Origin of the sequence: Microbacterium sp. (assembly GCF_035556355.1) — a bacterium.
In the GTDB taxonomy this organism is placed as follows: Bacteria; Actinomycetota; Actinomycetes; order Actinomycetales; family Microbacteriaceae; genus Microbacterium.
Genome location: NZ_DATMFG010000031.1, coordinates 21,258 through 45,252 on the forward strand (window position 1 = coordinate 21,258; position 23,995 = coordinate 45,252).

Consider the following 23,995-nt stretch of genomic DNA (forward strand, 5'->3'; position numbering starts at 1 on the left):
GCTGACGCGCGCCCCTGATGCGAGTTATTGGCGCGGCGGAAGCGGCGGAGGCGGTGGGTAGCCCTCGTACCCCGTCGGCGGCACCGACGGCGGAACCTGCTCCGACGCCGTCGGCGGAGCCGGCTGCTCGGGCGCATGCTGCTCCGTCGGATACGGGAGCGTCTGGAACGCCACGAACGACTGGTCAGGCGCCGGCTGCACCGTGGGGTAGCCCGTGTAATACGCGTTCCAGTCAGGAGTGCCGTCGGGCATGACCGGCAGCGGCGTGACGCCGTCGGCGTACGTCGGCCACGGCGCGGGCGCATAACCGGCGATCGGCTGCTGGACGCCGCGCGGAGCCCGCGGCTTCTTGGGGGCGAACAGCGCGTTCACGAGCGGGATGAGCGCGGTTCCGACCGCCGCGAGGATCGTCACGGCGACGACGATCCGCCAGTAGAGCTCGGGGAAATCGAGCCACTCGTTGAGCACGATGGAGAGGATCAACAGGGCCGCGAGCGCGACCACGAGGGCGATCGTGATGATCGCGACGACGCGCGTGAACGCGGTCACGTAGCGCTGGAACGCCTTCACATAGAGCCGGATGTGCAGCAGGAGCAGCTGCAGGATGAGCACGACGACGAGGAACTGGAAGAACCTCGTGAAGCTGCCGAAGGCGTAGCGCTCCGGCATCCAGATGAGCACCGCGCCGATGAGCAGCGCGGCGACCCACGACGCCATGCTCGCGAGGGCGAACCACGCCGGACGCCGCGGCGCGAGGTGCGCGTCGAGGATGGCGACGCCTGCGAAAGCGGCGAGCAGGAGGATCGTGAGGAACGCCCGGCCGACGATGCCGTTCTGCGAGCCGATGAGCACCCACACGACGCACACGATCGCGGCGGCCACGAGGGCGCCGATCGCGACCCAGATGGCCGCTCGCAGGAGCGGGTTTCGAGCGGTGTCGGTCGCCTCGTGCGGCGCGGTCGGGTCGGGCACGGCCATGTCGCTCCTCTCAGTGCGGGCGGTGCCCGCGTGACTCATCCTGGCACGCGGGCCAAACCGTCGACCACGTTCGCGCCGGGGAGTGTGGAAAGCACCGACCCGGGGAGGAACAGCTTGCTCGACCGCACTCCCCCGCCGATCACCACCTCCGGCGCCGCCGCGACGGCGGCGTCGACGAAGATCGCCCAGTCGCCGGGCAGCCCGAGCGGAGTGATCCCGCCGTACTCCATGCCGGTGAGCTCGACAGCCTCATCCATCGGCGCGAACGACGCGGAGCGCACGTCGAGCAGTCGGCGCACGACGCCGTTGACGTCGGCGCGCGTCGTCGCGAGCACCATGCATGCCGCGTATCGCACCTCGCCCGCGCGCTTGCCCTTGACGATGACGCAGTTGGCCGACGCATCCGGAGCCACCCCGTAGCGTTCGCAGAACGCCGCCGTGTCAGCGAGCGACGGGTCGATCGACGCCACGCCGATCGTCGCGGCGACATCGGGAGCGAGGGCGCGGATGCCGTCGGCCACAGGCTCTGCGACGAGCTCGAGCTTTTCGAGCGCGGGCTCGGCCGTGAGGGATCCGGTCGCCGTCCAGCCCATCACTCTTCGTCGTGGTCGGTCGTCAAGAGCTCCTCGAGGCCGTCGAGGATCGACTCGTCGCCCTCGGTCGCGATCGTCACCTCGTCGCCCTGCACGACTCCGAGCGAGAGGACCGACAGGATGCTCGCGGCGTCGACGGTCTTGCCGCCTTTCGCGATCGTGACCTTGGCGCCCGCCCCGGCGGCCGCGCGTGTGAAGAGCGCGGCGGGTCGGGCGTGCAGCCCCTGGGCAGACGCGACGGTGACGGTGCGCTCGGGCATCCTTCTTCTCCTTCAATCGGTTGACGGACTCATTCGCCCGGTCATGCCGTGGGGCGGCGCATCAGCACCGCCCCACGGCCCCCGGGTCAGGTGTTGTCGGGCTTGCTCTCGCCCTCGGCCTGCGCCTTCGCCTCGGCGCGGGTCTGCGCCGGCTCGGATGCCGCGGCACCGACGCTCGCCGTCTCGTCGGCCTTGGCCTCGGCCTCCTGGGCGGCGAGGTACTCGTCGCGGCGCTTGCCGGGCGTCCAGCCGGTGTCGACGACCTTGCGCTGGAAGATCGACGCGGCGACCACGAGGATGATCGCGATCAGCAGGCTCACGACGATGCCGAGCACGGGACCGCCGAGGAAGCTCGAGCCGATGAGGGCGCCGAACCATCCGAAGTCGGCGTCGCCGAACGTCGAGTTCTCGAAGCCCAGCTCACCGAAGACGAGCAGCAGGAGCGCCGGCAGGATCGTGATGAGCACGCCGTTGACGAAGCCGCCGACCATCGCGCCGAGGCGACCGCCCGTCGCGTTGCCGTACACGCCCGCACCGCCACCGGTGAAGAAGTGCGGCACCATGCCGGGCAGGATCAGCGCGAGGCCGAACACGGGGTTGAGCCACGCGGCGATGATGCCGAGCGTCACGAGACCGCCGATGAACGAGAAGATGAAGCCGATCAGGACGGCGTTCGGGCCGTACGGGAACACGATCGGGATGTCGAGCGCGGGCTTGGCGCCGGGGACGACCTTGTCGGCGATGCCCTGGAACGCCGGCACGAGCTCACCCAGCACGGTGCGCACACCGAAGAGGATGATCGCGACACCCACGCCGAACTGCAGCGCCGAGCCGAACGCGGCCATGATGTACGCGCCCACGTCCGCGGAGCCGAAGATGCCGAGCGCCTCGTCGAGCGGGAGCACGATGAGGCCCCAGATCGCGAAGACCCAGTAGATCAGCACCATCGAGAGGGCCGTGGCGACCATCGAGTCGCGCAGGAACCGCAGGCCCTGCGGGAAGTTGATGGCCTCGGTCGAGTGGCTGCGACGGCCGACCGCCTGACCGGATGCACCGGCCGCGATGTACCCGAGAGTGCCGAAGTGGCCGATCGCGATCGTGTCGTCGCCGGTGATCTTGCGCGTCCACGGTTGGGCGAACGCGGGCATGACGACCATGATCACGCCGACGAGGATCGCGCCGAGCGGCACCACTGCCCACTGGCCGGACTCGCCCAGGCCCACCGAGAGCACGACCGTCAGCATGATCGACATGAAGACCATGTGATGGCCGGTGAGGAAGATGTAGTGCAGCGGAGTGAACCTCGCCAGGATCAGCATCACGATGAAGCCGAGCGTGAGGATGTACGCGCCCTGGGCACCGTACTGCTCGGCCGCGATCGCGGTGATGACCTCGTTCGTCGGGATGACGCCCTGCGCCCCGGTGACGGCGAGCACGAGCTCGCCGAGCGGGTCGAGGGACGCGATCACGACGCCGGCGCCCGCGCCGAGGATCAGGAACCCGAGCGCGGCCTTGAGACCGCCGCCGATGACCTGTCCTGCCGACCGGCGGAGCGCGATCAGGCCGATCGCCGTGATGATGCCGATCAGATACGCCGGGACGTTGAGGATCTGTTGACCGATGAAATCGAGGATGGCGACAAGCCACTCCATCGTGGACTTCCCTTCTTGTGTGCCTGGCGGGCCGCGAGGCGTCGGCCGCTTCGGCGGTTTCGGGTGCTAGCTGAGCGCCTCGGTGAGCTTCGAGGTGATCTCCTCGGTGTTCGTGAAGTTGTTGATCACGATGACCTTCGCGGGGACGTCGCCGATCTCATCGGCGAGGTCCGCGGAGGTCAGTACGATCTCGGCCGTACGGGCCGCGCCGCGCGCGGTGCCGATGTCGGCAGCCTCCACGTCGGCGTCCACGCCGAGTCCGCGAAGGGCCTTCTCGGCGTTCATCTTCAGCAGCACGGACGTTCCGATGCCCATGCCGCAGACGGTGATGATCTTCATGGGGTCTCCCCTTCCGGCGGCGTCGCCGCGTCCTGCCCGGCGCTTCCCGCCGCGCGAAGCTCTTCGAGCAATTGCTCCGGTGTCTCGGCGTCCCTCAGCCGAGCGAACAGGGCCTCGTCGCCGATCGCGCCGGCGAGCTCGGCCATCATGCCGATGTGCCCGTCGTGGTCGGTCGCCGCGAGGCCGACCACCACGCTGACGGGGTCGTTCTGCTCCGAGCCGAACTCGACCGGCTCAGCAAGCGACACCCAGCTCAGCCCGGCGCGCAGCACGGCGGGCGAGGGGCGCGAGTGAGCCAGGGCGAAGCCCGGCGCGATCACGATGTACGGTCCCAGGCGTTCGACGGTGTCGATCATCTCCTGCGTGTACTCGTCCGTCGTCGCGCCGCCGGCGACGAGCCCGTCGCCGGCGAGGCGGATCGCCTCGCGCCAGTCGGCGGCGTGCGCCCGCGTGCGAACCGCCTCGAGCGGCAGCGAGTCAGCGAGGGTCACAGCGCCTCCTTCCCACGGTCTCGAGCCGGGGCGGGCGCCCCGTTGGTCGTCACCATATACGTTGACCTGACTTTTGAACAGTATTGAACGAAAGCGGATGTCACGACTACGCCTCCGCTCCCACTGAGCGATCCGCGCGCTCGGTGCGCTCCGCCATCAGCCGGTCGACCCGGTCCGCGTCGAACAGCGCGTCCTGCGCGATGAGCGCCGCGCCCCGCACGCCGGCGCGATCGCCGAGCCGGCTCTTCTCGATGACGAGTCCCCGCCGGGCGTACGGCAGGGCGGTGCCGAGCAGCTCCGCGCGGACCGCGCTGAGGAATCGGTCGCCCGCGTCGGCGAGGTTGCCGCCGATGATGACCGCCTCCGGGTTGAGGATCCCGACGACCTCCGCGAGCGCGGAGCCGAGTCTCGTGCCCATCTCGACGAGCGCCTCCTCCGTGGTGCGGTCGCCGGACTGCGCGAGCGCCACGATCTCGGCGCTCGTGCGCGCGGCGATGCCGTCCCGCGCGAGGCGATCGCGCACGACCGCGCCGCTGGCGGTGACCTGCAGCTCGCGCAGCGGCTGATCGACGCCCGTGCGGGGCGCACTCAGCTGGCCCGCTCCCCCGCGCGCACCGCGCACGATCCGCCCGCCCGACACGATCGCGCAGCTCAGTCCGATGCCGGCCTTCACGACGAGGAGGTCGCTGTACGTCGGCCAACCGACGCGGCTCTCCGCCACGGCGTGCACGTTGACGTCTCGATCTAGCGCGAAGACCGCGTCGAACCCCTCGAAGTACCGCGAGACCCGCACGCCTTCCCATCGCCGGTCCGGTTGGCCCGCACCGAGCTCGCCCGTGCGCGGGTCGACCGGGCCCGGCACGCCGATGCCGATCCCGCGCACGTCGGCGCGCGTGCGGCCGACCCGCGCGAGCAGGAAGTCCCACACCTGGAGCGCCCACTCGAAGATGTCATCGGGGCCGTCCTCGTTGCCGATGTCCGCCTCGTCCTCCTCGAGGACGTTCGAGACGAGGTCGGTCAGACCGATGCGCGTGTGCGAGCCGCCGATGTCGAGCGCGAGAAGCACGCCCGCGTCCTTGTTCACGGCGAGGCGCTCGGGCGGCCTCCCGCCCGAGGAGTCCAGCTGCCCGCCGCTCACGATGAGCCCCGCGCCGACCAGTTCGTCGAGCCGACGGCCGAGCGTGACGCGCGACCACCCCAGGTGCGCGATGAGCTCGCCGCGCGTGGTCGCGCGCCCCGTGCGGATGAGCTCGAGCACCGCGCCCGGGCCGGTCGGCAGCATCCGTTCTCCCCTTTCACAAGTCCACAGACGACGTCACCGTCGCGTTGACTTTTGTATAGACCTATCCCAAAGTGGGATGATGCGCAACGACGAGCTTTCCTCCGACAGCGGCCAGTCCATCGTGCGCTCGTCCGATCCCGCCGAGGTGCGTGCGGTCGAGACCGCGATCGCGCTCCCCGCGCACGTCGTCCAGGCGAAGGGCCACGGGCATGCCGGCACCGCGATGGCCCTCGCTCCGGTCGCACATGTGCTCTACTCGCGCGTGCTGCACCACGACCCGGCCGATCCGTCGTGGGAGGGCCGCGACCGCGTGATCCTGTCGGCCGGGCACGCGTCGCTGCTGCTGTACGTGCAGCTGCTGCTGACCGGCTACGGCCTCGAGCCCTCCGACCTCGAACGCAGCCGCGGACTCGACTCGCGCACGCCCGGTCATCCCGAACTCGGTCACACCCCCGGCATCGAGCTGTCGACCGGCCCCCTCGGGCAGGGCGTCGCGAGCGCTGTCGGCGTGAGCCTCGCGGCCCGCCGGGATGAGGCGCTGCACGGTGCGGGCACCGGGCTGTTCGACCCGACGGTGTGGGTGATCGCCGGCGACGGATGCCTCGAAGAGGGCGTCTCCGGGGAGGCGAGCAGTCTCGCCGGCACGCTCGGCCTCGACAACCTCGTGATGCTGTGGGACGACAACCGCATCACGATCGACGGCCCCACCGACCTCGCATTCACCGAGGACGTGCGGGCCCGCTACCGCGCGTACGGATGGCGCGTGCTCGAGATCGACGACCCGCTCGACCTCGACGCCGTCGAGGGTGTTCTCCGTGAGGCGCGCGAGCGCACCGGGCGCCCGACGTTCGTCGCGATCCGCACCACGATCGGCTTCCCTTCGCCCGCGCGGGCGGGAACCGCCGCAGCGCACGCGGGGGCCTTCGGCGTCGACGACGTCGCCGAGGTGAAGCGCATTCTGCGGTTCCCGCCCGACGCGGGTCTCGACGACCTCATCCCCGACGAGGTCCTCGCCCACACCCGCCAGGCGCTCGATCGCGGCGCACGCCTGCGTGAGGAGTGGCTCATCCGCTTCGCGCAGTGGGAGCGCACGCACCGCGTCGAGGCGTCGCGGCGCCGCGTCCTCGCGCGCGGCGGCGACCCCGAGGCGCTGTCGCGCGAGCTGGACGCCGTCGCCGCCGAGATCCCCGGGCCCGGGGCATCCGTGGCCACCCGCGCCACGAACGGGAAGGTGCTCGTCGCACTCGCGCCGCAGGGCGTGCTGTGGGGCGGCTCGGCCGACCTGTCGGAGTCGACGAGCGTCGCCGTGCCCGGCACCGGCGTCGACGCGGCGAACCCCGGGGGCGATTTCATCCGGTTCGGCGTGCGCGAGCACGCCATGGCGGCGATCCTCACCGGCATCGCGGTGCACGGACTGTGGCGCCCGTTCGGCTCGACCTATCTGGCCTTCAGCGACTACCAGCGCCCGTCGATCCGCCTCACGGCGCTCATGCGGCAGCCGGTCGTATACGTGTACACGCATGACTCCGTCGCAGTCGGCGAGGACGGCCCGACGCATCAGCCCGTGGAGCAGATCGCGTCGCTGCGCACCGTGCCGCACCTCGACGTCGTGCGACCGGCCGACGCGCATGAGGTGGTCGGCGTGTGGCGCCGACTGCTGTCGGAGCGCTCGCACCCGACCGCCCTCATCCTGTCTCGTCAGGGCGTGCCCGTCGCTCCGTCCGGCACGGCCGCGGATCCGGAGTCGGTCGCGCGCGGCGCCTATGTCGCGTGGATGAGCGGACACGGGACGGATGCCGCGATCCTCGCGACCGGAAGCGAGCTCTCCCTCGCCATCGAGGCCGCGAAGCGCGTCGCCGACGAGGGCGTCCAGGTGCGCGTGATCTCGATGCCGTGCGAGACGTGGTTCGAGCGCGAGAGCGCCGAGTACCGCCACGAGGTGCTGCCGTCGTCGCTGCGCGCGCGTGTCGCCGTGGAGGCCGGGCGAGGGGCCGGCTGGTACAAGTGGGTCGGTCTCGACGGCGTCGTCGTGTCGGTGGAGGACTTCGGCGAGTCCGGTCCCGGTGCCGCGGTTCTCGAGCGCCGGGGAATCACCGTGGGGAACGTCGTCGAAGCCGTGCGGCGCGTGGTCGCGGGCGTGTAGCGGCCGCGCCGCATCCGCATCAGTCCGCTTCGTCAGGCTCTGCCGACGGGCTCGTCTGAACGGGTGCGGAGCAGATCCTTCAGCTCGGCGATCTCCGCGCGCAGCTGATCGACCTGCGCCGCGGTGGCGGCCGAGTGCGCCTCGGTCGAGACCTTCTCGACCAGCCACGACGCGAGCGTGGCGGTGACGACGCCGAGCAGCGCGAGACCGCCGACCATGAGGCCGACCGCGACGATGCGCCCCGTCACCGTCACCGGCACGAAATCGCCGTATCCGACGGTCGTGATCGTCACGAAGGCCCACCAGATCGCGTCCCCGAACGACTGGATGGTGCCGCCCTGTCCTCGCTCCGCGTCGAGCACCGCGAGCGCGGCGACGAAGATCGTGAGCGCGGTGGCGCCGACGGTGTACACGACGACCTTCCCGCGCAGGACGGAGCCGGAGCCGCGCTGGATGATCGCGAGGATCGTCAGGAAGCGCATGAGCCGGAGCGGGCGGAGCATCGGCAGCACGACGATCGCGAGTTGGCCGCTGCTCCCACGAGCCCGGTCCGGGCGTCGCGAGTGACCGCCGTGAGCCTGCTCAGCGCCCAGTCCCCCGCACGCGCGACGCGGTGGCCGCGCAACTCGAGGTCGGCGATCACGTCGTCTCCGAGGCGATCCTCGACGACCGCACCTCCCGGGGTCCACGTGCGCGGCCAGAAGCTGTTGGGGAAGCTCGTCGTGTGGAAGGCGGGAGCCTCTATCGCCTGCTGGGGAGTCATCCCCCCGACGAGCATCCGCACCAGGAAGCCGGCCTGCCATTGGTCCTGCTGGTCGCCCCCGGGGGATCCGAATGCCGCGACGACGTGGCCGTCGCGTGCGAGGAGGGAAGGCGTGAGGGTCGTCCGCGGCCTGGCTCCCGGCCTGAGTGCGGCGGGGCTGCGCGGATCGAGCCACGTCATCTGGAGACGTGTTCCGAGCGCGAATCCGAGCGCGGGGATGGTCGGTGACGACTGAAGCCAGCCGCCGGAGGGGGTGGCCGAGACCATGTTCCCCCAGCGATCGACGACGTCGAGATGACACGTGTCGCCGCGCACCGCGCCCACCGCGGAGACCGTAGGCTCCCCGGTCGACGCGGCGGCGGCCTCGGCACGGTACGCCTCGCGCAGGGGCGGCAGGAACTGACGCCCGCCGTCGAGATCGCCTGGCCGCAGTTCGAGCGAAGCGCGGTCGGTGATGAGGCGGCGCCGCTCGCGCGCGTACTCGGGCGAGAGCAGGTGCTCGAGCACGTCGGGAGCGACGTCCGCGCCGTAGTAGGTGTCGCGATCCGCGAGCGCGAGCTTGAGCGCCTCCAGCACCCGATGCACCCCCGCTGCAGTGTTCAGGTCGAGGTCCTCGTCGTCGAATCCGTCCAGGATCGCCAGCGTCTGCAGCAGCATCGGCCCCTGCGACCACGGCCCCGCCTTGAGCACGTCGTAGCCGCGGAAGGTGCCGCGGACAGGGCGCTCGTAGGTCGCCTGGTGCCGCGCGAGATCCTCGTACGCGAGCACGCCGCGGTGGACCGTGCCGCTTGCGTGCATGTGAGGGGTCGACGAGACGAACCGGTCGATCTCCTCGGCGACGAAGCCCTCGCGCCACTCGCGACGCACCGCGTCGATGCGCTCCTCCCGCGTCTGACCGCGCTCCGCCGCGACGAGGCGCTCGAGGGTTCGGGCGTACGTGGGATTCCGCACGATGCTCCCCGCGTGCGGGACCGCACCGTCGACAAGCCAGAGATCCGCGGACGTGGGCCAGTGATCTCGGAAGAGGTCGGCCACGCCGGCGATCGTGTCGGCCGCCTTCGGCAGAAGCGCATGGCCGCGCCGCGCGTACTCGATCGCCGGCTCGAGCACGGCGCCGACCTCCCACGTTCCGTAGTCGCGCAGAAGCATGAGCCAGGCGTCGACCGCCCCCGGGATCGCCGCCGCCAGGGCACCCGCACCGGGAACGAGGTCGAGTCCCTCCTCCCGGAACCTCTCGATGGTCGCACCGGCCGGAGCCGGACCCTGGCCGACGACGGTGACCGGCTCGCCGTCGGCGGGAGCTGCGAGCGCGACGAGATCCCCGCCCGGCCCGTTGAGGTGCGGCTCGACGACGTGGAGCACGAACGCCGCCGCGACGGCTGCATCGAACGCGTTGCCCCCACGCTCCAGGACGGATTGCCCCGTCGCCGATGCGGTCCAGTGCGTCGAGCTGCACATGCCGAACCATCCGAGGAGATCCGGCCTCGCCTGCAGCTGGTCCTGGCTCATGGGTCCTCCAAGATTGGATTTACATACGTTTAGATTGGATGCAACACTATGGCACAATGGTGCGAGATCAAGTGAGTCCCCTCGTGGGACGATGAGACGAACGCACGTGGACAATGGCGTGTTGGCTGCTGCACGACGACAGCGGATGTCGGTCGCACCAGCACCAGGAGCGAGGATTCGGTGACAGTACCCGTCGACAGCAGTGAGTACGTCTCGCCGGCTGATCGCATCGTCACGACGCTGCAACGGCGAGTCGTGAGCGGTGAGATCGCGATCGGAACGTGGCTGCGGCATGACGCCCTGGCCGCCGAGTTCGGCGTCAGTCGCACCCCCGTGCGCGAGGCTCTCCGCGTGCTCGCGGCGCAGGGGATCGTGACGATCGCGCCGAATCGCGGCGCCCGCGTCAACGGGCTCTCCGTGCGCGACATCCGTGAAATGGGCGAGGTCCGGGCCGAGCTGCAGGGACTCGCCGCCGAACTCGCGGCGATCCGAATCAACGACGATCAGATCACGCGCCTGTTCGCAGCATGGGACGAGTTCCGCGAGGCACTCGAGCACGGCGCGTCGTCCGACGACCTCGGCGACCTGTGGGCCGACGCGAACGAGCGCTTCCACTCGGTCGTCGTCGAAGCGGCCGACAACCGGCAGCTCGCCCTCACGATCGCGGAGCTGCATCGACGCGTCCCGCGCAACCTCTCCTTCGGCGGCTACGCGGGGAACACGCATCGCCTGCGCGTGAACCTCGCCGAGCACGACGAGATCGCACGTGCCATCGCCGACCACGATCCGGTCCGCGCACGCGAGCTCACCGAGGAGCACTACCGCAAGGCGAACGAGTCGACGGCGCGCTGGGTCGAGACGCGTCTGTCCGAGCAAGGCGCATAGCGCGTGGGGGCGTCAGATCAGCCGCGGCGCAGTGCCGCGGCATCCGTCCTCCTGTTCGTCTCCATCGGCCTTCTGACCGGGTTCCTGTCGGGTCTGTTCGGCGTCGGCGGCGGTGTCGTCATCGTGCCGCTGCTGGTTCTCCTCCTCGGCTTCGACCAGCGGCGCGCCGCCGGCACGTCGCTCGCGGCGATCGTGCCGAGCGCGGCCGTCGGCGTCGTCTCGTATGCCGTCAACGACGCGGTGGCGTGGATCCCCGCGCTCATCCTCGCGGCCGGCGCGGTGCTCGGCGCCCAGTTCGGGACGTGGCTGCTTCCGCGCGTGTCGCAGACCGCGCTGCGCTGGGCGTTCGTCGGGTTCCTCCTGGCGGTGATCGTGAGCCTTTTCGTGGTGATCCCCTCACGCGACGTCCACCTGACGCTCTTGTGGCCGGCGGTCATCGGCCTCGTCGTCCTCGGACTGGCCACGGGGACCGTCTCCGGACTGCTCGGAGTCGGCGGCGGCATCATCGTCGTGCCCGCGCTGATCCTCGTCTTCGGCACGAGCGACCTCCTCGCGAAGGGCACGTCCCTGCTGATGATGATCCCGGCCGCGATCTCGGGCACCGTCGGCAACATCATCCGGCGGAACATCGATCCGCTGGGCGCGGTGTGCGTGGGGCTCGCGGCGTGCACGACGACGGCGCTCGGCGCATGGGTCGCAACATCCATCGACCCGTTCACCGCGAACATCCTGTTCGCCGTCTTCCTCGCGTTCATCGCGACGCAGATGGCGGTGAAAGCGGTGCGCGGCCGCCGGCGCTGAGCGCAGCACTCCGATGAACGATGAAGGGCCCCGCATTCGCGGAGCCCTTCATTCGTTCGGTGGCGAGTGAGGGATTCGAACCCCCGAAGGCAATGCCAGCTGATTTACAGTCAGATCCCTTTGGCCGCTTGGGTAACTCGCCGGGTGCGCACCCGCCCGGCTTGTACAGTCGACCGGAGGCGCGATCAACAATCCTACCTGCTCAGACGGACTGCTCGAAATCGGCGGGCAGCCACCGTCGCATCAGGTTCCGAGGCGGTCCAGATCCGGCCCGACGAGGGCGGACGGCAGGCGCAGCAGGGCTCCCTCGAACCGGCACGTCGCGGCCGCGACGTCCATCGCGCGCTCGAGCATCGCGCCCCACGCGTCGGCGTCTTCGGGCCAGCCGGATGCGAGCGCGGCGAGCACCGCGGCGAAGGCGGCGTCGCCCGCACCCATTGTGTCGACGATGCGGCCGGGCAGGTCCGAGACCGGGCGGGTCCATGCATCCGTCGCCGTCTCGATCGCGGCGCCGGAGGCACCCTCCGTCGCGAACACCGCCCCCACACCGAGGTCGATGAGACGCGGAGTCACCGCGTCGATCGGCTCGCCGTAGAGCAGCGCGGCGTCGTCGACGCCGATCTTCACGAGTGCCGACCGTGCGGCGAGGCGCTCGAAGCCGCGCACGAACTCATCGCGATCGCGCATGAGGTCGGTGCGCGGATTGGGGTCGACCGCCACACGCGCACCGGCCAGCGCGAGCGCGAGCTCGTCGGTCTGCTCGGCGTCGTCGAACGGGAAGCAGCTGATCGCCACGAGCGGCGCGGCCGCGATCGCCGCCCGCTCCTGGTCGCCGAAGCGGATGCGCCGCGCCTTCGCGGCGTCGTTGAAGACGTACTCGGGCTCTCCTCCGCCCGTGCGCGTGCTCACGGCGCGCGACGAGCCGAGCAAGGACGGCGTCGCGATGAGCTCGACGCCGTAGTCGGCCAGGTACGTTCGGATGCGCGAGCCCGGCTCGTCGTCGCCGACCATCGCGATGAGCGTCGCGGGCACGCTGAGCCGGCTGAGCCCGACCGCGACGTTGAGAGCGGCACCGCCGACGAACTCCCGCACACCATGGTCGTCGCGGAGTTCGTCGATGAGCGCGTCGCCGATCACGACGACGCGATCGCTCATGCGGCGCTCCCCTCGAGGACTCGCTCGACGAACGCCTCGGTGCGCTCGCGCGTTCCGTCGATGCGGCGGTCGACGCTCGCGCGGATCTCGCTCGGTGCGAGCGGCGCCGCGAGCCGCACGTTCTCATGGCAGGAGAGGTCGGCGCACATGTACGTGCCGACGCTGTCGCCGTGGCGTCCGGCCGGGCCCGCCTTGCGCGCGGTGAAGAGCGACACCTGGTCGCCGGGCTGCATCGTGTGGCACAGGTTGCACATCGCCGACCGGGCTCGCGACGAGCCCTCTGCCGCCCTCAGCACGATGCCGATCGGCTCGCCGTCGACCTCCGCGATCACGTACCCGCGACTTCGCGTGCGGGGATCACGCCACGCCAGGAAGTCGAGGTGATCCCAATCGGTGAGCAGGAAGTCCGGCGGCAGAGCGATGAGCCGGAGCTCCTCTGGGGCGGCATTCACGAAAGATGCCAGGACGTCGTCTTCGGTCAGCGGGCGCATAGAACCTCCTCGCCGTCACGGCCCAGTCTAAGTCGTGGCGGCGGTCGTCTCCTCCGGCTCGGGCTCGGCCGCGGCATCCGTCGTCTCGCGCTCGCGGATGATGAAGCCGAAGCCGAACGCGATGAAGAACATCAGCACGCCGTAGACCGCGGCCGGCAGGCTGAGCTCGGTCGAGCCGAGCACGGACTGCGCGATGACGATCGCGAGCGTCGCGTTGTGGATGCCGATCTCGAACGACGATGCGACCGACTGCCGCTTGCCGACGTGGAAGAGGCGGGGCGCCCAATACCCGACCGCGAGGCTGACGAGGCAGAAGACGATCGTGATGGCCGCGAGGCGTCCGAAGTCGGCGATCAGCAGATCCAGTTCGAAGCGACCGCGCCCGCGATCACGACGATGAGGATGATGATCGATGCGATGCGCACGGGCTTGTCCATCGCCTTCGCGAAGTTCGCCCAGAAATGCCGCACGATCATGCCGAGCGCAACCGGCAGCAGCACGATCGCGAACACCTCGAGCGCCTTCGACCACTGCAGGCCGAGCTGGTCGTCGAACGGGTTGAAGTACGCGATCGCGAGGTTCGTGATGATCGGCAGCGTCACGACGGCGATGACCGAGTTCACGGCGGTCAGCGAGATGTTGAGGGCGACGTCGCCCCGGAACAGATGGCTGTAAAGGTTGGCGGTGGTGCCTCCGGGCGACGCGGCGAGCATCATCATGCCGACGGCGAGGATCGGCGGAAGCTGGAACAGCAGCACGAGGCCGAAGCAGATCGCGGGAAGCAGAATGAGCTGGCAGAGCAGAGCGATGATCACCGCCTTCGGCTGCTTGACGACCCGGGCGAAGTCGCCACCCAGCCCAGTCGCTGCGCGACCGCATCCGCCGCCCGCGAGGGGAACGCATCCCACCCCGGTTCGAGCACCTCGCGCGTGAACGCGAACAGCTCGCGCGCGCCGTCCTCGGCCGGACGCTCGAGCGCCGCCGCGATGCGCGCGCCCCATTCCGGGTGATCGCGCTCGAACCGCCGCACGGGGTCGATCACGTCGCGGAGCGAACCGGATGCCTCGGCGAACCGCCCCCGGATCGCCCGCACGAGGTGCTGCACCGCCCACTGCCGGATGAACTGCCCGCCGTTCAGCACCTCGCCGCGCCGCACGCGCCCGACGCCGATGAGCAGCTTCACCAGCACGAGGCGCACGTCGTTCTCCGCGTCGAACCCGTCGGCGGACTCGGCTCGGGCGCGGGCGCGATCGATGACCGCGGAGGTCGTGCCCAGCTCATCGTCGACCACCACGGTCGCGTCTCCGGCGACCGCACCCGCGAGCTCTCCGGCCTCCGACAGCGCGAACTCGAACACGTGCCCGTCGTCGTACACCGCGACGAATCCGATCTCGCCCTCGCGCGCCGTGAGCACGATGCGCTCACGATCGGGCAGCCACGACAGGTCGGGGCGCACCTCCGCGCCGCGACCCTCTTCGACGATCGCGAAGAAGTCGTGATCGGACCACTCATCGCGGCGACCGGATGCCCCGTCGGACGCCGATCCGAGCAGCACGAGCCCGATGAGCCCGTCGCGGGCGCGAACGCCTTCCGCGAGTCCGGCGCTCAGCGCATCGAACCGCTCCGCGCCCACCATCACGGCACCGCGACGCCGGGAAACGCCCACGCGGCGAACGCCGGGCCTTCCGCCGACAGCAGCACGGAGCCGTCGTCGGCGACCGCGAGAGTCGCGTCGCCGAACAGCACCTCCGCGTACGCGGCGCCCGGCACGACGCCCGCCGGCAGCGACACGCCGACGTCGCCGCGCGAAGCCAGCACGAGGACCGTTTCCTCCTCCGACTCGCGCACGAACACGAGCCCTTCGTCGTCCACGTGCACCCAGCGCAAGCCGCCCGTGGCGAGCACCGGGTGCTCGCGCCGCAGGCGGATGAGGTCGCGGTACAGGGCGAGGCGGGCCGCGGCATCCGGTTCGTCCTCCGTGCCCCAGGGCATGGGCGTACGGCTCATCTCGCCGTCGACACCCGTGAGCCCGAATTCGTCGCCCGCGAACAGCACCGGCACGCCGGGCAGGGTCACGGAGAGCCCGACAGCGACCGGCACCGTCCCGGACGCGGCGTGCGTCGCGAAGCGGCCGGTGTCGTGCGTGTCGAGCGCCTGCATGTTCCCGAGGCGCACGCGCCACGGGATCGACCCCGTGAACCGCACGACCGCGTCGGCGAACTGCTTCGCGGTGTAGCGCGGCATGCCGCCGATCGGCTGTCCGAAGAACCAGGGCTCGGTGCGCCACTCGCCCTCGGCGGTGAGATACGGCTCGCCGCTCGGCTCGCACAGCCACCCCCACAGCGGGCGCGTGAACGACGGATACGTCATCGCCCCGTGCCAGCCGTCGCCCTGCAGGTCGCTCGCGGCGTCGTTCGTCGACTCGGCGAGGAGGATCGTGTCGGGGTTGATCTCCTCCATCGTCTGACGCAGCAGCCGGCGCACCTCGGCGTTGAGGTCGATGTCGCCGAGGCGTCCCGTCATGTTCGCGACGTCGATGCGCCAGCCGTCGGTGTTGAACGGCGGCTTCAGCCATTTCGCGACGACCGAGTCGGGGCCGGCGATGAACCGGCGCCGCAGCTCCTCCGACGCCCAGTTGAACTTCGGCAGCGTGGGCGTGCCGAGCCACGACTCGTACTCGGTGTTGTCGTCGTTCAGGAAGTAGTAGAAGTCCTCCTCCGGCGCGCCGGGGTGGCCGTAGGCGGCCTGGAACCACTCGTGCCGGTCGCCGGAGTGGTTGCTCGTGAGGTCGCCGATGACGCGGATGCCGCGCGCATGCGCCGCCTTGACGAGCCGTACGAGCGCCTCGTCACCGCCGAGCAGCGGGTCGACACGATCGAAGCTCGACGCGTCGTAGCGGTGGTTCGACGCGGCCGGGAACACCGGCGTCAGGTAGAGGAGGTTCACGCCGAGGTGCACGAGGTGGTCGAGGTGCTCGACGATCCCGTCGAGGTCGCCGCCGTAGAACTGCTGCGAGCGCCCGGGGAGGACGGGATCGACCGGGTCGTCCCAGGCGGCCGGGATCGCCCAGTCGGGCGTCGGATGCCGGTCGGCCTGCGCCGAGCGCGCGAACCGGTCCGGGAAGATCTGATACATCACGCTGTCGAACAGCCACGCGGGCGGCGCCGGGTGGGCGACGAGCGCGAAGTCCTCGGCGTCGAGCGTCTCGATCCGGTGCAGGCCGGTCTGGTTGAACCACTCGATCGTGCCGTCTTCGTGCACGAGCAGCCAGCGGTAGCCGTGACGTCGGTTGCGGACGGTGACGGGCGCCTCCCACCAGTCCCATCCGTCGGCGGAGCCGAGCAGTGCGGCATCCGTCCACTCGGGTTCGTGGTCGGGATTGGAGCGTGTGCGCACAGCGCTCAGCGGCCCGTAGCCGGAGGGCACGCGAAGCCGGACGGTGACGGTATCGCCCAGCTCCGGGGCGAGGTTCGAGACGTACAGGGGCGAACCGTCGTGGTGCGGGATGAGGGTGGTCACGGACGAGCCTTTCGAGACGAGGCGGCGGCGCCGCCGATGGAAGCGACGTGGTTGCACGGCCGCGCCGTGACAGAGCCCTCAGATTGTTGTTCAGTTGTGCGCGAGTCGATTGTAGGACTACGACCGGGACCCGATGTGGATCGCAGCGGCACCCAGCGGCTCGAGCTCGAACACGACCTCACCGTCGCCGACGGTGTAGGTCTCTCCGGCGATCACGTCCCGGTACTCCCCCGCCGGGAGCGACGTGGGGATCGCGATCGTCTCGGGCTCGGAGCCCACGTTGACGGCGACGACACCGCGACCTTCGCGCTCGAATCCGTAGGCGTCGCCTTCGTCCACACCGGGGAGCCGTGGGGCGTCGCCGGCGAACGCGCGGAACTCGAGCATACCCGCGATCGCGGTCCACGCATGGACGCACGTGCGCTCGCCGTCGTCGTACGACTCGGCCGGTCCGGCGACGCCGTCGCACGCGGTGTCGAGCACGCGGCCGTCGGCGCCGATCGGCGCGCCCGCGTCGCGGTCGGAGAACGCGTACCCGGAGTAGACGACGGGTGTGCCGTAGTCATCAGCGAGCATGAGCGCGTTCGCGATCACGTACAGCCCGCCGTCGCGATAGGTCACGTCGGCCTCGCCGCGCTCGGTGTCGTGGTTGTCGACGAACACGATCGCGCGATCGGATGCCACGTGCAGCGGCCGCTCCCCGCCGAGCTCGGGGTCGTTGAAGACGCCGTTCGCGAGCGGCGGCGTCAGGTCGCCCGCGTAGGTGAACTCGAAGACCTCGCCGAACCCGGCGTACTCCTCGGGAACGATCGGCTCTCCGGCGCCCCTGATGACCTCGCTCATGACGCGCGTGCCCTCGGGCAATGCCCCGACGATCGCCTCGACATCGTCGGCGGCCATGTGCTTCGCGGCGTCGATGCGGAATCCCGCGACACCGAGCGACAACAGGTCGTCGAGGTAGTCGACGATCGTGCTGCGCACCTTCTCGCTCGCCGTGTCGAGGTCGGCGAGGTTCACGAGCTCGCACGTCTGCACCTGCTCGCGCGAGTCGTAGTCCTGGATGTCGTCGTTCGCCGTGAGCCCGCAGCGGTGGAAGTCCTCTGCCGCGTACAGCCCGGGGTACTCGTAGTGCTCGTACGGCGTGCCCGCCCAGCCCTCGCCAGGCGCGTCCTGGCCGGTCATGTGGTTGATGACGGCATCCGCGATGACGTCGACGCCCGCCGCGCCGCATCGCTCGACCATGTCGGCGAACTCGTCGCGCGTGCCGAGGCGCGTCTCGAGCTCGTAGCTCACCGGCTGGTACGACGCCCACCACTCATCGCGCTGGATGTGCTCGTTCGGCGGTGATGTGAGCACCCACGCGAAGCCGTTCGGCCCGAGGGTCGTCTCGCATTCCTCGGCGATCGACGTCCACGGCAGCTGGAAGAGCTGCACGCCGACGTCGGGCGCCGCCGGCTCGGGCGTCGACGGTGAGGCCGTGCACCCGGCGAGCGCCAGCGTGAGCGCCACGGCGGATGCGCCGGCGAGGCGCGCCGGGTGGGGCATCCGCTATTTCACGCTCCCGGCCGTCAGGCCGCCGACGATGTACCTCTGCAGTGCGAGGAACAGAGCCACGGGCAGGATCGCCGCGAGCACCGCACCGGCTGCGAAGATGCTCCAGTTCTTCGAGAACTCGTCCGACACGAACTTGTACAGGCCCACCGCCAGGGTCTGCTTGTCGGGATCGATGAGGATCACGCTCGCGAGCATGAACTCGCTCGCAGTTCCGATGAACGACAGCAGGCCGACGACCGCGAGAATCGGAGCGACGAGCCGCAGGATGATCGTGAAGAAGATGCGTGCGTGGCCCGCGCCGTCGATCTTCGCGGCCTCGTCGATCGACGACGGCACCGTGTTGAAGAACCCGTACATGAGGTACGTGTTCACGCCGAGCGCCCCACCGAGGTACACCATGATCAGGCCGATCTGGGTGTTGAGGCCGAGCGCCGGGAAGATGTCGCCGATCGCGACCATGAGGAGGAAGATCGCGACCGCGGCGAGCATCTGCGGGAACATCTGCACCACGAGCAGGGTCGTGAGCCCGAAGCGGCGGCCGGTGAAGCGCATGCGCGAGAACGAGTAAGCAGCCAGCGCGCCCATCAGGACCGTGCCGGCTGCCGTGACGAGGCCGATCACGAGCGTGTTGACATACCAGGCGCCGTACGGATGCCGCGGGCTGTTGAACAGGTCGACGTAGCTCTCGAAGTTGAAGTTCGAGAACAGTCCGTTGGCCGTGAGCAGCGTGCCGCCCGGGTTGAGCGACGCCGAGAAGACATACAGCAGCGGGAAGATCGCGAAGATCGCGACGCCGATGCCGACGAGGTGGCGCCACCCCGTCTCGCGGAAGTAGCGCTTGAAGGGGCGGCGGGGCTGCTTGCCCTGGCCGCGAACTCCACCGCCGCCGGTTGTGAGGGTGGTCGTCGTCGTGAGCTCGTCGTCAGACGCCGCGACCCTGTCGAGCAGGCCGCGCGCTGCAGGGGCTCCAGGTTTCAGGTCGCTCATGTCAGACCAGCTCCTCCAAGGCCTTGGTGCGCCGGAACGCGATCACCGAGATCGTGCCGACCAACAGGAAGATGATGATCGAGAAGGCGCTCGCCAGACCGTAGTCGGACGTCGACCCGACGAACGCGACCTTGTAGACCATCGAGATGAGGATGTCGGTCGCGCCGACGTTCACGCCCGCGCTCACATCGCGGGGTCCGCCGCCGGTGAGCATGTAGATCAGCACGAAGTTGTTGAAGTTGTACGCGAACGACGCGATCAGCAGCGGGGCGACAGCCACGAACAGCAGCGGCAGCTTGATGTTGCGGAACACCTGCCAGGCGGATGCGCCGTCGACGCGCGCGGCTTCCTGCAGCTCATCCGGGATGGCCTGCAGAGCGCCCGTGCAGATGAGGAACATATAGGGGAATCCGAGCCACAAGTTCACGAGCAGGATGCTGAACTTGGCGAGCCACTCATTCGTGAGCCATGGGATGTCGGCGCCCCCGAAGAGCACGACGTTGATGAAGCCGAACTCCTGGTTCATCATGCCCGCCCATACGAGCGCCGACAGGAAGCCGGGGAACGCGTACGGGAGGATCATGATCACGCGGTAGTACCGCTTCGACTTCATGCGCGGATCGTTGAAGACGATCGCGAGGAAGAGCCCCGCTGCGAAGCACAGGAACACCGACAAGAAGGCGAACACGAACGTCCACGTCAGCACCGAGAAGAACGGACCGCGGATCGACTCCTCGCCGAACGCCCGCACGAAGTTGTCGAAGCCGACGAAGATCTGCCAGCCCGGGAGCAGCTCGGTGCCGTCGGGTGCGGTGAACGCGCCGGTGCCGATATCGGAGTAGACGACGCCCGTGCGCGTGTCGGTCATCGTGTCGGCGGCCTCGTCGTACACGAGCTTCGAGACGTACGCGTACGCGACGGATCCGTCGGGCGTGCGCAGCGCGCCGTCGTTCGGGTCATCGCTGATGGGCACCGCCATGTCGGCGATGCGCTGCTGGTCGGCGACGATCTGCGCGAACGAGAGGGTGTTGTAGCCCGGGACGCCGACAGCCTTGCCGCCGTCCATCTCGGCGTTGTCGACCGGCTCGAGCGGTCGCTCCTCGCCGCCGAGGCGGACATCGCCGTCGGGATCGGTCACGAGGAACGAGAGCTCGCCCAGCTGCTCGACGATCGTGAGCTGATAGGCGGGCGAGTCCGGCACGCGCTCCTGCGCCGACAGCATGAGCGCGTTGATCGCGCTGTCCTTCGTGCTGTTGTGGCCCGTGCCGTAGTTGGTGAACGCGACGTAGCCCGTGTAGCCCGCCGCGAAGATCTGGAAGACGAAGAGGAAGATGAGACCGGGGATGAGGTACTTCGCCGGCAGATGGCCGCGGCTGAAGTAGATCCAGTTCGCGAAGGCGGTCACCGCGAGGACGATGCCCGCGATGAGCCACTGCTCGCTCTGCACGAGCACGAGGATCGCGTAGAGCGCCATCGCGTCGATGATGCCCAGCGCGATGACCTTGAACAGGAGCACCTTCCACCCGCCCGACGCCGCCTCGGCGATGCGGGTCGCCCGGCGGGCCCGTTTGGTGGGTTTCGGCGCTTCGGCCGTGTGTGGTTCTTCGATGGTCGGCGTCGTCATCGCGTGTCCCTCGGTCGCATGCTGTGACGGATGCGGGGCGGCAGCCTTGCGGATGCCGCCCCGCATCGGCGTCGATTACTCGATGGCCGCCTGGATGTCGGACGCCATCTTGTTCCACAGCTCGACCGGGTCGCCGCCCTGGCCGTTGATGATGGCGGCCTGGGTCACGCCCCAGAACTGCCACACCGAGCCCATCTCGGGGATGGACGGCATGGGCACGGCGTTCGCGCCGACCTCGCCGAAGCCCGCGGTGATCGGGTCGGACCCCACGGCCGCGTCGAACGCGGCGGTGAGCGCCGGGGCGCGGCCGCCGACCTCGTAGAGGGCCGTCTGGACCTCTTCGCTGCCGATGTAGTTGATGAGGAACTCGTTCGCAGCGAGACGGTTCTCGCTCTCCGAGCTCAGGAAGAAGCCCTGCACACCCGCGAACGGCTGCGCATCCTGACCACCGGCCGACGGGATCGGGTCGACCGCGATGTTCAGGCCGGCCTCCTCGGCTGCCGGGACGTTCCACGGACCGGTCAGGAAGAACGGCGACTTGCCCGCGACGAAGTTCTCACGCGCGAGGTCGCCCGTGATGTTCGTGTTGAAGACGCCCGCGCCGGTCGCGCCCTGCGAGGCGAGCCACGTCGCGAACTCCTGGCCGCCCGCGTTGCCGATCTGCAGGTCGGCCGGGTCGTACGCGCCGTCCGCGTCGGTTCCGAAGACGGGGGCGCCGAAGGACGTCTGGAACGGGTACAGGTGGTACGGGTCGGATGCCTCGGGGTCGAGGCCGACGAGGAACGCGTACTCGGTGCCCGCCGCCGTGCCCTTGGCGATCATGTCGTCGTAGCTGGTCGGAGCCTCGGCCACGAGGTCGGTGTTGCGAAGCAGGCCGATGTTCTCGATCGCGTACGGCACGCCGTAGGTCTGTCCCTCGTAGCTCCACGCGTCGATGGCGACCTGCTCGAAGTCGCTCGCCGTGTCACCGAGCTCGACCGGCGCCACGACGCCGTTCGTGACGAGGACGCCCAGCCAGTCGTGCGCGCCGACGGCGATGTCAGGACCCTCGCCGGTCGGAACCTGCTGCACGAACTGGTCGCGGATCTCGCCGAACTCCTTCTGGACCAGCTTGACCTCGACGCCGGTGTCGGCGGTGAAGTCCTTCGCGGCGTCTTCGAGGACGCCGGCACGGTCGGCGTCGACCCACACGGTGATCGAACCGGCCGACTCGGGGGCCTCGGTCTCGTTGCCGCCGCCGCCGCCCGCGCAGCCGGCCAGGACGACCGCGCTGCCCGCGACGATCGCCGCCAGGCCGATCGCGCCCTTCTTGTTCACCTTCATCGGTGTGTGCCTCTCTTGTCTGCGGAGACGAGATGGATGCGTCGGCGTCCACATCGTCGCCCCTCGGTAATGCAAGCGCTTACAGTTTCACCGAAGACGGGCCTTCGCGCAATCCCGGAGTGAACCCGATATCATCCCGTGACCATCGCCCCGATAGGTTTGGAAGCGCTTGCACGGTGGTGGGGCATCCGTTTCGTCCCCTGCCCGACGGGAGCCGCCGGATAGACTGCCCCGCATGGCTGATTCCTCTTTCGACATCGTCAGCAAGGTCGACCACCAGGAGGCCGACAATGCGCTCAACCAGGCCCGCAAAGAGGTCGAGCAGCGCTACGACTTCCGCGGCACCGGCGCCTCGATCGAGTGGAGCGGCGAGCAGATCCTCATCAAGGCGAACAGCGAGGAGCGCGCGAAGGCGGTGCTCGACGTGTTCCAGTCGAAGCTCATCAAGCGCGGCATCTCGCTCAAGAGCCTCGAGTCGGGCGACCCGGTCGCGAGCGGCAAGGAGTACCGCATCGTGTCATCGTTGAAGAACGGCATCTCGTCGGAGAACGCCAAGAAGATCTCGAAGATCATCCGCGACGAGGGTCCGAAGTCGGTCAAGTCGCAGATCCAGGGCGACGAGCTGCGCGTGCAGTCCAAGAGCCGTGACGACCTGCAGGAGGTCATCCGCATCCTCAAGGCCGCCGACCTCGACGTCGACCTGCAGTTCGTGAATTACCGATAGCAGGCCCCTCTGGGGAAGGATCGCCCGTGTGGGCGGTTACCAAGACGCGTAGAACGCGTACCGGTAGCCCTTCTTGTACCACCACGCCCCGTTGGAGTCGATTTTCACGATGTTCTTCAGGGGAAAGCAGGACCCGACCGATTCCCCGGCGCTGATGTAGAAGGCTCGTGTGCTCTTGCATTCGCTGAGCGTGCGACTGACGTTGAGCTGGGTTGCCGGCGCCGAGGCCGAGGCGGCAGTGGCTCCGGATGCGACCGAGATGAGCGCAGCGAGAGCGATGGCGATGCCGGGGGCGATCCTGTTGCGTTTCATCTGCCCAACACTACTATTCCTCGGGATATCCCTTGGGACCGGACCGCGTGCGGGCACGCCGATCGACGCCCCCTCCGCCGTCAGGCGATGGCGCTCGCGCCGGCGACGATCAGGCTCACGCCGACCGCGATGAGCGACAGCGCGAGCACGACGACTCCCGCCCACAGCAGCGCGATCAGGCGGCCCGGGCGCTTCGGATCCTGCCCCAGCACCGAGAGGAAGAACCCGGCCGGGATGAGGATCGCCGACGCCAGCACGCCGACCGCGGACCACAGCCAGGGACCGGTCACACCGGCCACCGTGAGCAGCAGGGCGGACACGAGCCCGAGGATCACGAGCACGCCCGCGTGGGCGTGACCGGCACGGAAGAACGTCTTCTGCAGGCCGTTGAACGGGAGGCCGTGCGACGCGATGCGGAGCAGGAACGTGCCCCCGGACATGATGCCGATGACCGTCAGCACCGTGGCGCCGAGGACGATGGTGAGTACGGGATCCATGCTTCTCCTTCGGTAGATCTCGGTCCAGCGAGATTGGATAGTTTTGCTATTCAGTATTAGATAGCTAAACTATCTACATGTCCAATCCATTCCCGACACGCGCGTCGGACCGG

The 23,995-nt window shown here is 69.5% G+C and carries 25 protein-coding genes and 1 tRNA gene; 4 read left to right on the plus strand and 22 right to left on the minus strand.

Annotated elements, in window-relative coordinates:
• Window positions 1-24 precede the first annotated feature (24 nt).
• From VNR19_RS08700 to VNR19_RS08730, 7 genes are all read right to left on the minus strand, one after another.
• Window positions 25-978 carry a hypothetical protein gene (locus tag VNR19_RS08700; RefSeq protein WP_325032665.1) on the minus strand — a complete coding sequence of 318 codons (954 nt, stop codon included), beginning with the start codon at window positions 976-978 and terminating at the stop codon, window positions 25-27.
• Window positions 979-1,013: 35 nt separating this feature from the next.
• The gene (locus tag VNR19_RS08705; protein WP_325032664.1) at window positions 1,014-1,571 is read right to left on the minus strand and encodes a YbaK/EbsC family protein; all 558 of its coding nucleotides are present in this window, start codon (window positions 1,569-1,571) and stop codon (window positions 1,014-1,016) included.
• Window positions 1,571-1,831 (minus strand): HPr family phosphocarrier protein, encoded by a 261-nt coding sequence (locus VNR19_RS08710; protein ID WP_325032663.1) that lies wholly within the window; start codon window positions 1,829-1,831, stop codon window positions 1,571-1,573. The genes VNR19_RS08705 and VNR19_RS08710 overlap by 1 nt, the downstream gene beginning before the upstream one ends.
• 86 nt (window positions 1,832-1,917) lie before the next feature.
• The gene (ulaA, locus tag VNR19_RS08715) at window positions 1,918-3,483 is read right to left on the minus strand and encodes a PTS ascorbate transporter subunit IIC (protein ID WP_325725870.1); all 1,566 of its coding nucleotides are present in this window, start codon (window positions 3,481-3,483) and stop codon (window positions 1,918-1,920) included.
• Between the two features lie 66 nt (window positions 3,484-3,549).
• The gene (locus VNR19_RS08720) at window positions 3,550-3,822 is read right to left on the minus strand and encodes a PTS sugar transporter subunit IIB (RefSeq protein ID WP_325032661.1); all 273 of its coding nucleotides are present in this window, start codon (window positions 3,820-3,822) and stop codon (window positions 3,550-3,552) included.
• On the minus strand, window positions 3,819-4,313 hold the full coding sequence (locus tag VNR19_RS08725) for a PTS sugar transporter subunit IIA (RefSeq protein WP_325725872.1): 495 nt from the start codon (window positions 4,311-4,313) through the stop codon (window positions 3,819-3,821). The genes VNR19_RS08720 and VNR19_RS08725 overlap by 4 nt, the downstream gene beginning before the upstream one ends.
• Window positions 4,314-4,419: 106 nt before the next feature.
• Window positions 4,420-5,595 carry an ROK family transcriptional regulator gene (locus VNR19_RS08730; protein ID WP_325033832.1) on the minus strand — a complete coding sequence of 392 codons (1,176 nt, stop codon included), beginning with the start codon at window positions 5,593-5,595 and terminating at the stop codon, window positions 4,420-4,422.
• A gap of 79 nt (window positions 5,596-5,674) precedes the next feature.
• Between VNR19_RS08730 and VNR19_RS08735 the strand changes: the two genes are divergently transcribed.
• A complete protein-coding gene (locus tag VNR19_RS08735) occupies window positions 5,675-7,738 on the plus strand; it encodes a transketolase family protein (RefSeq protein WP_325725873.1) in 2,064 nt (687 codons plus the stop codon).
• Window positions 7,739-7,770: 32 nt separating this feature from the next.
• Here VNR19_RS08735 and VNR19_RS08740 read toward each other — a convergent pair whose 3' ends face one another.
• Together VNR19_RS08740 and VNR19_RS08745 are read right to left on the minus strand one after the other, a co-directional pair.
• Window positions 7,771-8,241 (minus strand): potassium channel family protein, encoded by a 471-nt coding sequence (locus tag VNR19_RS08740; RefSeq protein ID WP_325725875.1) that lies wholly within the window; start codon window positions 8,239-8,241, stop codon window positions 7,771-7,773.
• Entirely contained in the window at window positions 8,208-10,010 is a 1,803-nt protein-coding gene (locus tag VNR19_RS08745; RefSeq protein ID WP_325725877.1) for a gamma-glutamyltransferase family protein, read from the minus strand. The genes VNR19_RS08740 and VNR19_RS08745 overlap by 34 nt, the downstream gene beginning before the upstream one ends.
• Before the next feature lie 180 nt (window positions 10,011-10,190).
• Between VNR19_RS08745 and VNR19_RS08750 the strand changes: the two genes are divergently transcribed.
• Window positions 10,191-10,895, plus strand: coding sequence for a GntR family transcriptional regulator (locus tag VNR19_RS08750; RefSeq protein ID WP_325725879.1), 705 nt, complete (start codon window positions 10,191-10,193; stop codon window positions 10,893-10,895).
• A gap of 3 nt (window positions 10,896-10,898) precedes the next feature.
• A complete protein-coding gene (locus VNR19_RS08755; protein ID WP_325725881.1) occupies window positions 10,899-11,696 on the plus strand; it encodes a sulfite exporter TauE/SafE family protein in 798 nt (265 codons plus the stop codon).
• 60 nt (window positions 11,697-11,756) lie between these two features.
• On the opposite strand, the gene VNR19_RS08760 is transcribed toward VNR19_RS08755, so the two are convergent.
• The 11 genes from VNR19_RS08760 to VNR19_RS08810 form a co-directional block, all read right to left on the minus strand.
• Window positions 11,757-11,838 (minus strand) — tRNA-Tyr (locus tag VNR19_RS08760).
• A 101-nt stretch (window positions 11,839-11,939) separates the two neighbouring features.
• A complete protein-coding gene (locus VNR19_RS08765) occupies window positions 11,940-12,851 on the minus strand; it encodes a carbohydrate kinase family protein (RefSeq protein WP_325725883.1) in 912 nt (303 codons plus the stop codon).
• On the minus strand, window positions 12,848-13,342 hold the full coding sequence (locus VNR19_RS08770) for an FBP domain-containing protein (RefSeq protein WP_325725885.1): 495 nt from the start codon (window positions 13,340-13,342) through the stop codon (window positions 12,848-12,850). Before VNR19_RS08770 ends, VNR19_RS08765 begins: the two co-directional genes overlap by 4 nt.
• 27 nt (window positions 13,343-13,369) lie before the next feature.
• The gene (locus tag VNR19_RS08775; RefSeq protein ID WP_325725887.1) at window positions 13,370-13,525 is read right to left on the minus strand and encodes a hypothetical protein; all 156 of its coding nucleotides are present in this window, start codon (window positions 13,523-13,525) and stop codon (window positions 13,370-13,372) included.
• Window positions 13,526-13,695: 170 nt separating this feature from the next.
• Window positions 13,696-14,157: a bile acid:sodium symporter family protein gene (locus VNR19_RS08780; RefSeq protein WP_325725889.1), complete on the minus strand. Its 462-nt coding sequence runs from the start codon at window positions 14,155-14,157 to the stop codon at window positions 13,696-13,698.
• A complete protein-coding gene (locus VNR19_RS08785; RefSeq protein ID WP_325725890.1) occupies window positions 14,154-14,978 on the minus strand; it encodes a hypothetical protein in 825 nt (274 codons plus the stop codon). Before VNR19_RS08785 ends, VNR19_RS08780 begins: the two co-directional genes overlap by 4 nt.
• On the minus strand, window positions 14,978-16,861 hold the full coding sequence (locus tag VNR19_RS08790; protein ID WP_325725891.1) for a glycoside hydrolase family 13 protein: 1,884 nt from the start codon (window positions 16,859-16,861) through the stop codon (window positions 14,978-14,980). The genes VNR19_RS08785 and VNR19_RS08790 overlap by 1 nt, the downstream gene beginning before the upstream one ends.
• Before the next feature lie 117 nt (window positions 16,862-16,978).
• Window positions 16,979-18,406 (minus strand): alpha-amylase, encoded by a 1,428-nt coding sequence (locus VNR19_RS08795; RefSeq protein ID WP_325725893.1) that lies wholly within the window; start codon window positions 18,404-18,406, stop codon window positions 16,979-16,981.
• A gap of 3 nt (window positions 18,407-18,409) precedes the next feature.
• Window positions 18,410-19,402 carry a sugar ABC transporter permease gene (locus tag VNR19_RS08800; RefSeq protein WP_325725895.1) on the minus strand — a complete coding sequence of 331 codons (993 nt, stop codon included), beginning with the start codon at window positions 19,400-19,402 and terminating at the stop codon, window positions 18,410-18,412.
• 1 nt (window position 19,403) lies between these two features.
• Entirely contained in the window at window positions 19,404-21,026 is a 1,623-nt protein-coding gene (locus VNR19_RS08805; protein WP_325725897.1) for an ABC transporter permease subunit, read from the minus strand.
• A gap of 75 nt (window positions 21,027-21,101) precedes the next feature.
• The gene (locus VNR19_RS08810; protein ID WP_325725899.1) at window positions 21,102-22,349 is read right to left on the minus strand and encodes a sugar ABC transporter substrate-binding protein; all 1,248 of its coding nucleotides are present in this window, start codon (window positions 22,347-22,349) and stop codon (window positions 21,102-21,104) included.
• Window positions 22,350-22,584: 235 nt separating this feature from the next.
• Between VNR19_RS08810 and VNR19_RS08815 the strand changes: the two genes are divergently transcribed.
• Entirely contained in the window at window positions 22,585-23,073 is a 489-nt protein-coding gene (locus VNR19_RS08815) for a YajQ family cyclic di-GMP-binding protein (protein WP_325725901.1), read from the plus strand.
• Between the two features lie 36 nt (window positions 23,074-23,109).
• Here the strand turns inward: VNR19_RS08815 and VNR19_RS08820 are convergent, their stop codons facing one another.
• Window positions 23,110-23,385, minus strand: coding sequence for a hypothetical protein (locus VNR19_RS08820; protein ID WP_325725903.1), 276 nt, complete (start codon window positions 23,383-23,385; stop codon window positions 23,110-23,112).
• A gap of 80 nt (window positions 23,386-23,465) precedes the next feature.
• Window positions 23,466-23,882 carry a hypothetical protein gene (locus tag VNR19_RS08825; RefSeq protein ID WP_325725905.1) on the minus strand — a complete coding sequence of 139 codons (417 nt, stop codon included), beginning with the start codon at window positions 23,880-23,882 and terminating at the stop codon, window positions 23,466-23,468.
• Between the last annotated feature and the right edge of the window lie 113 nt (window positions 23,883-23,995).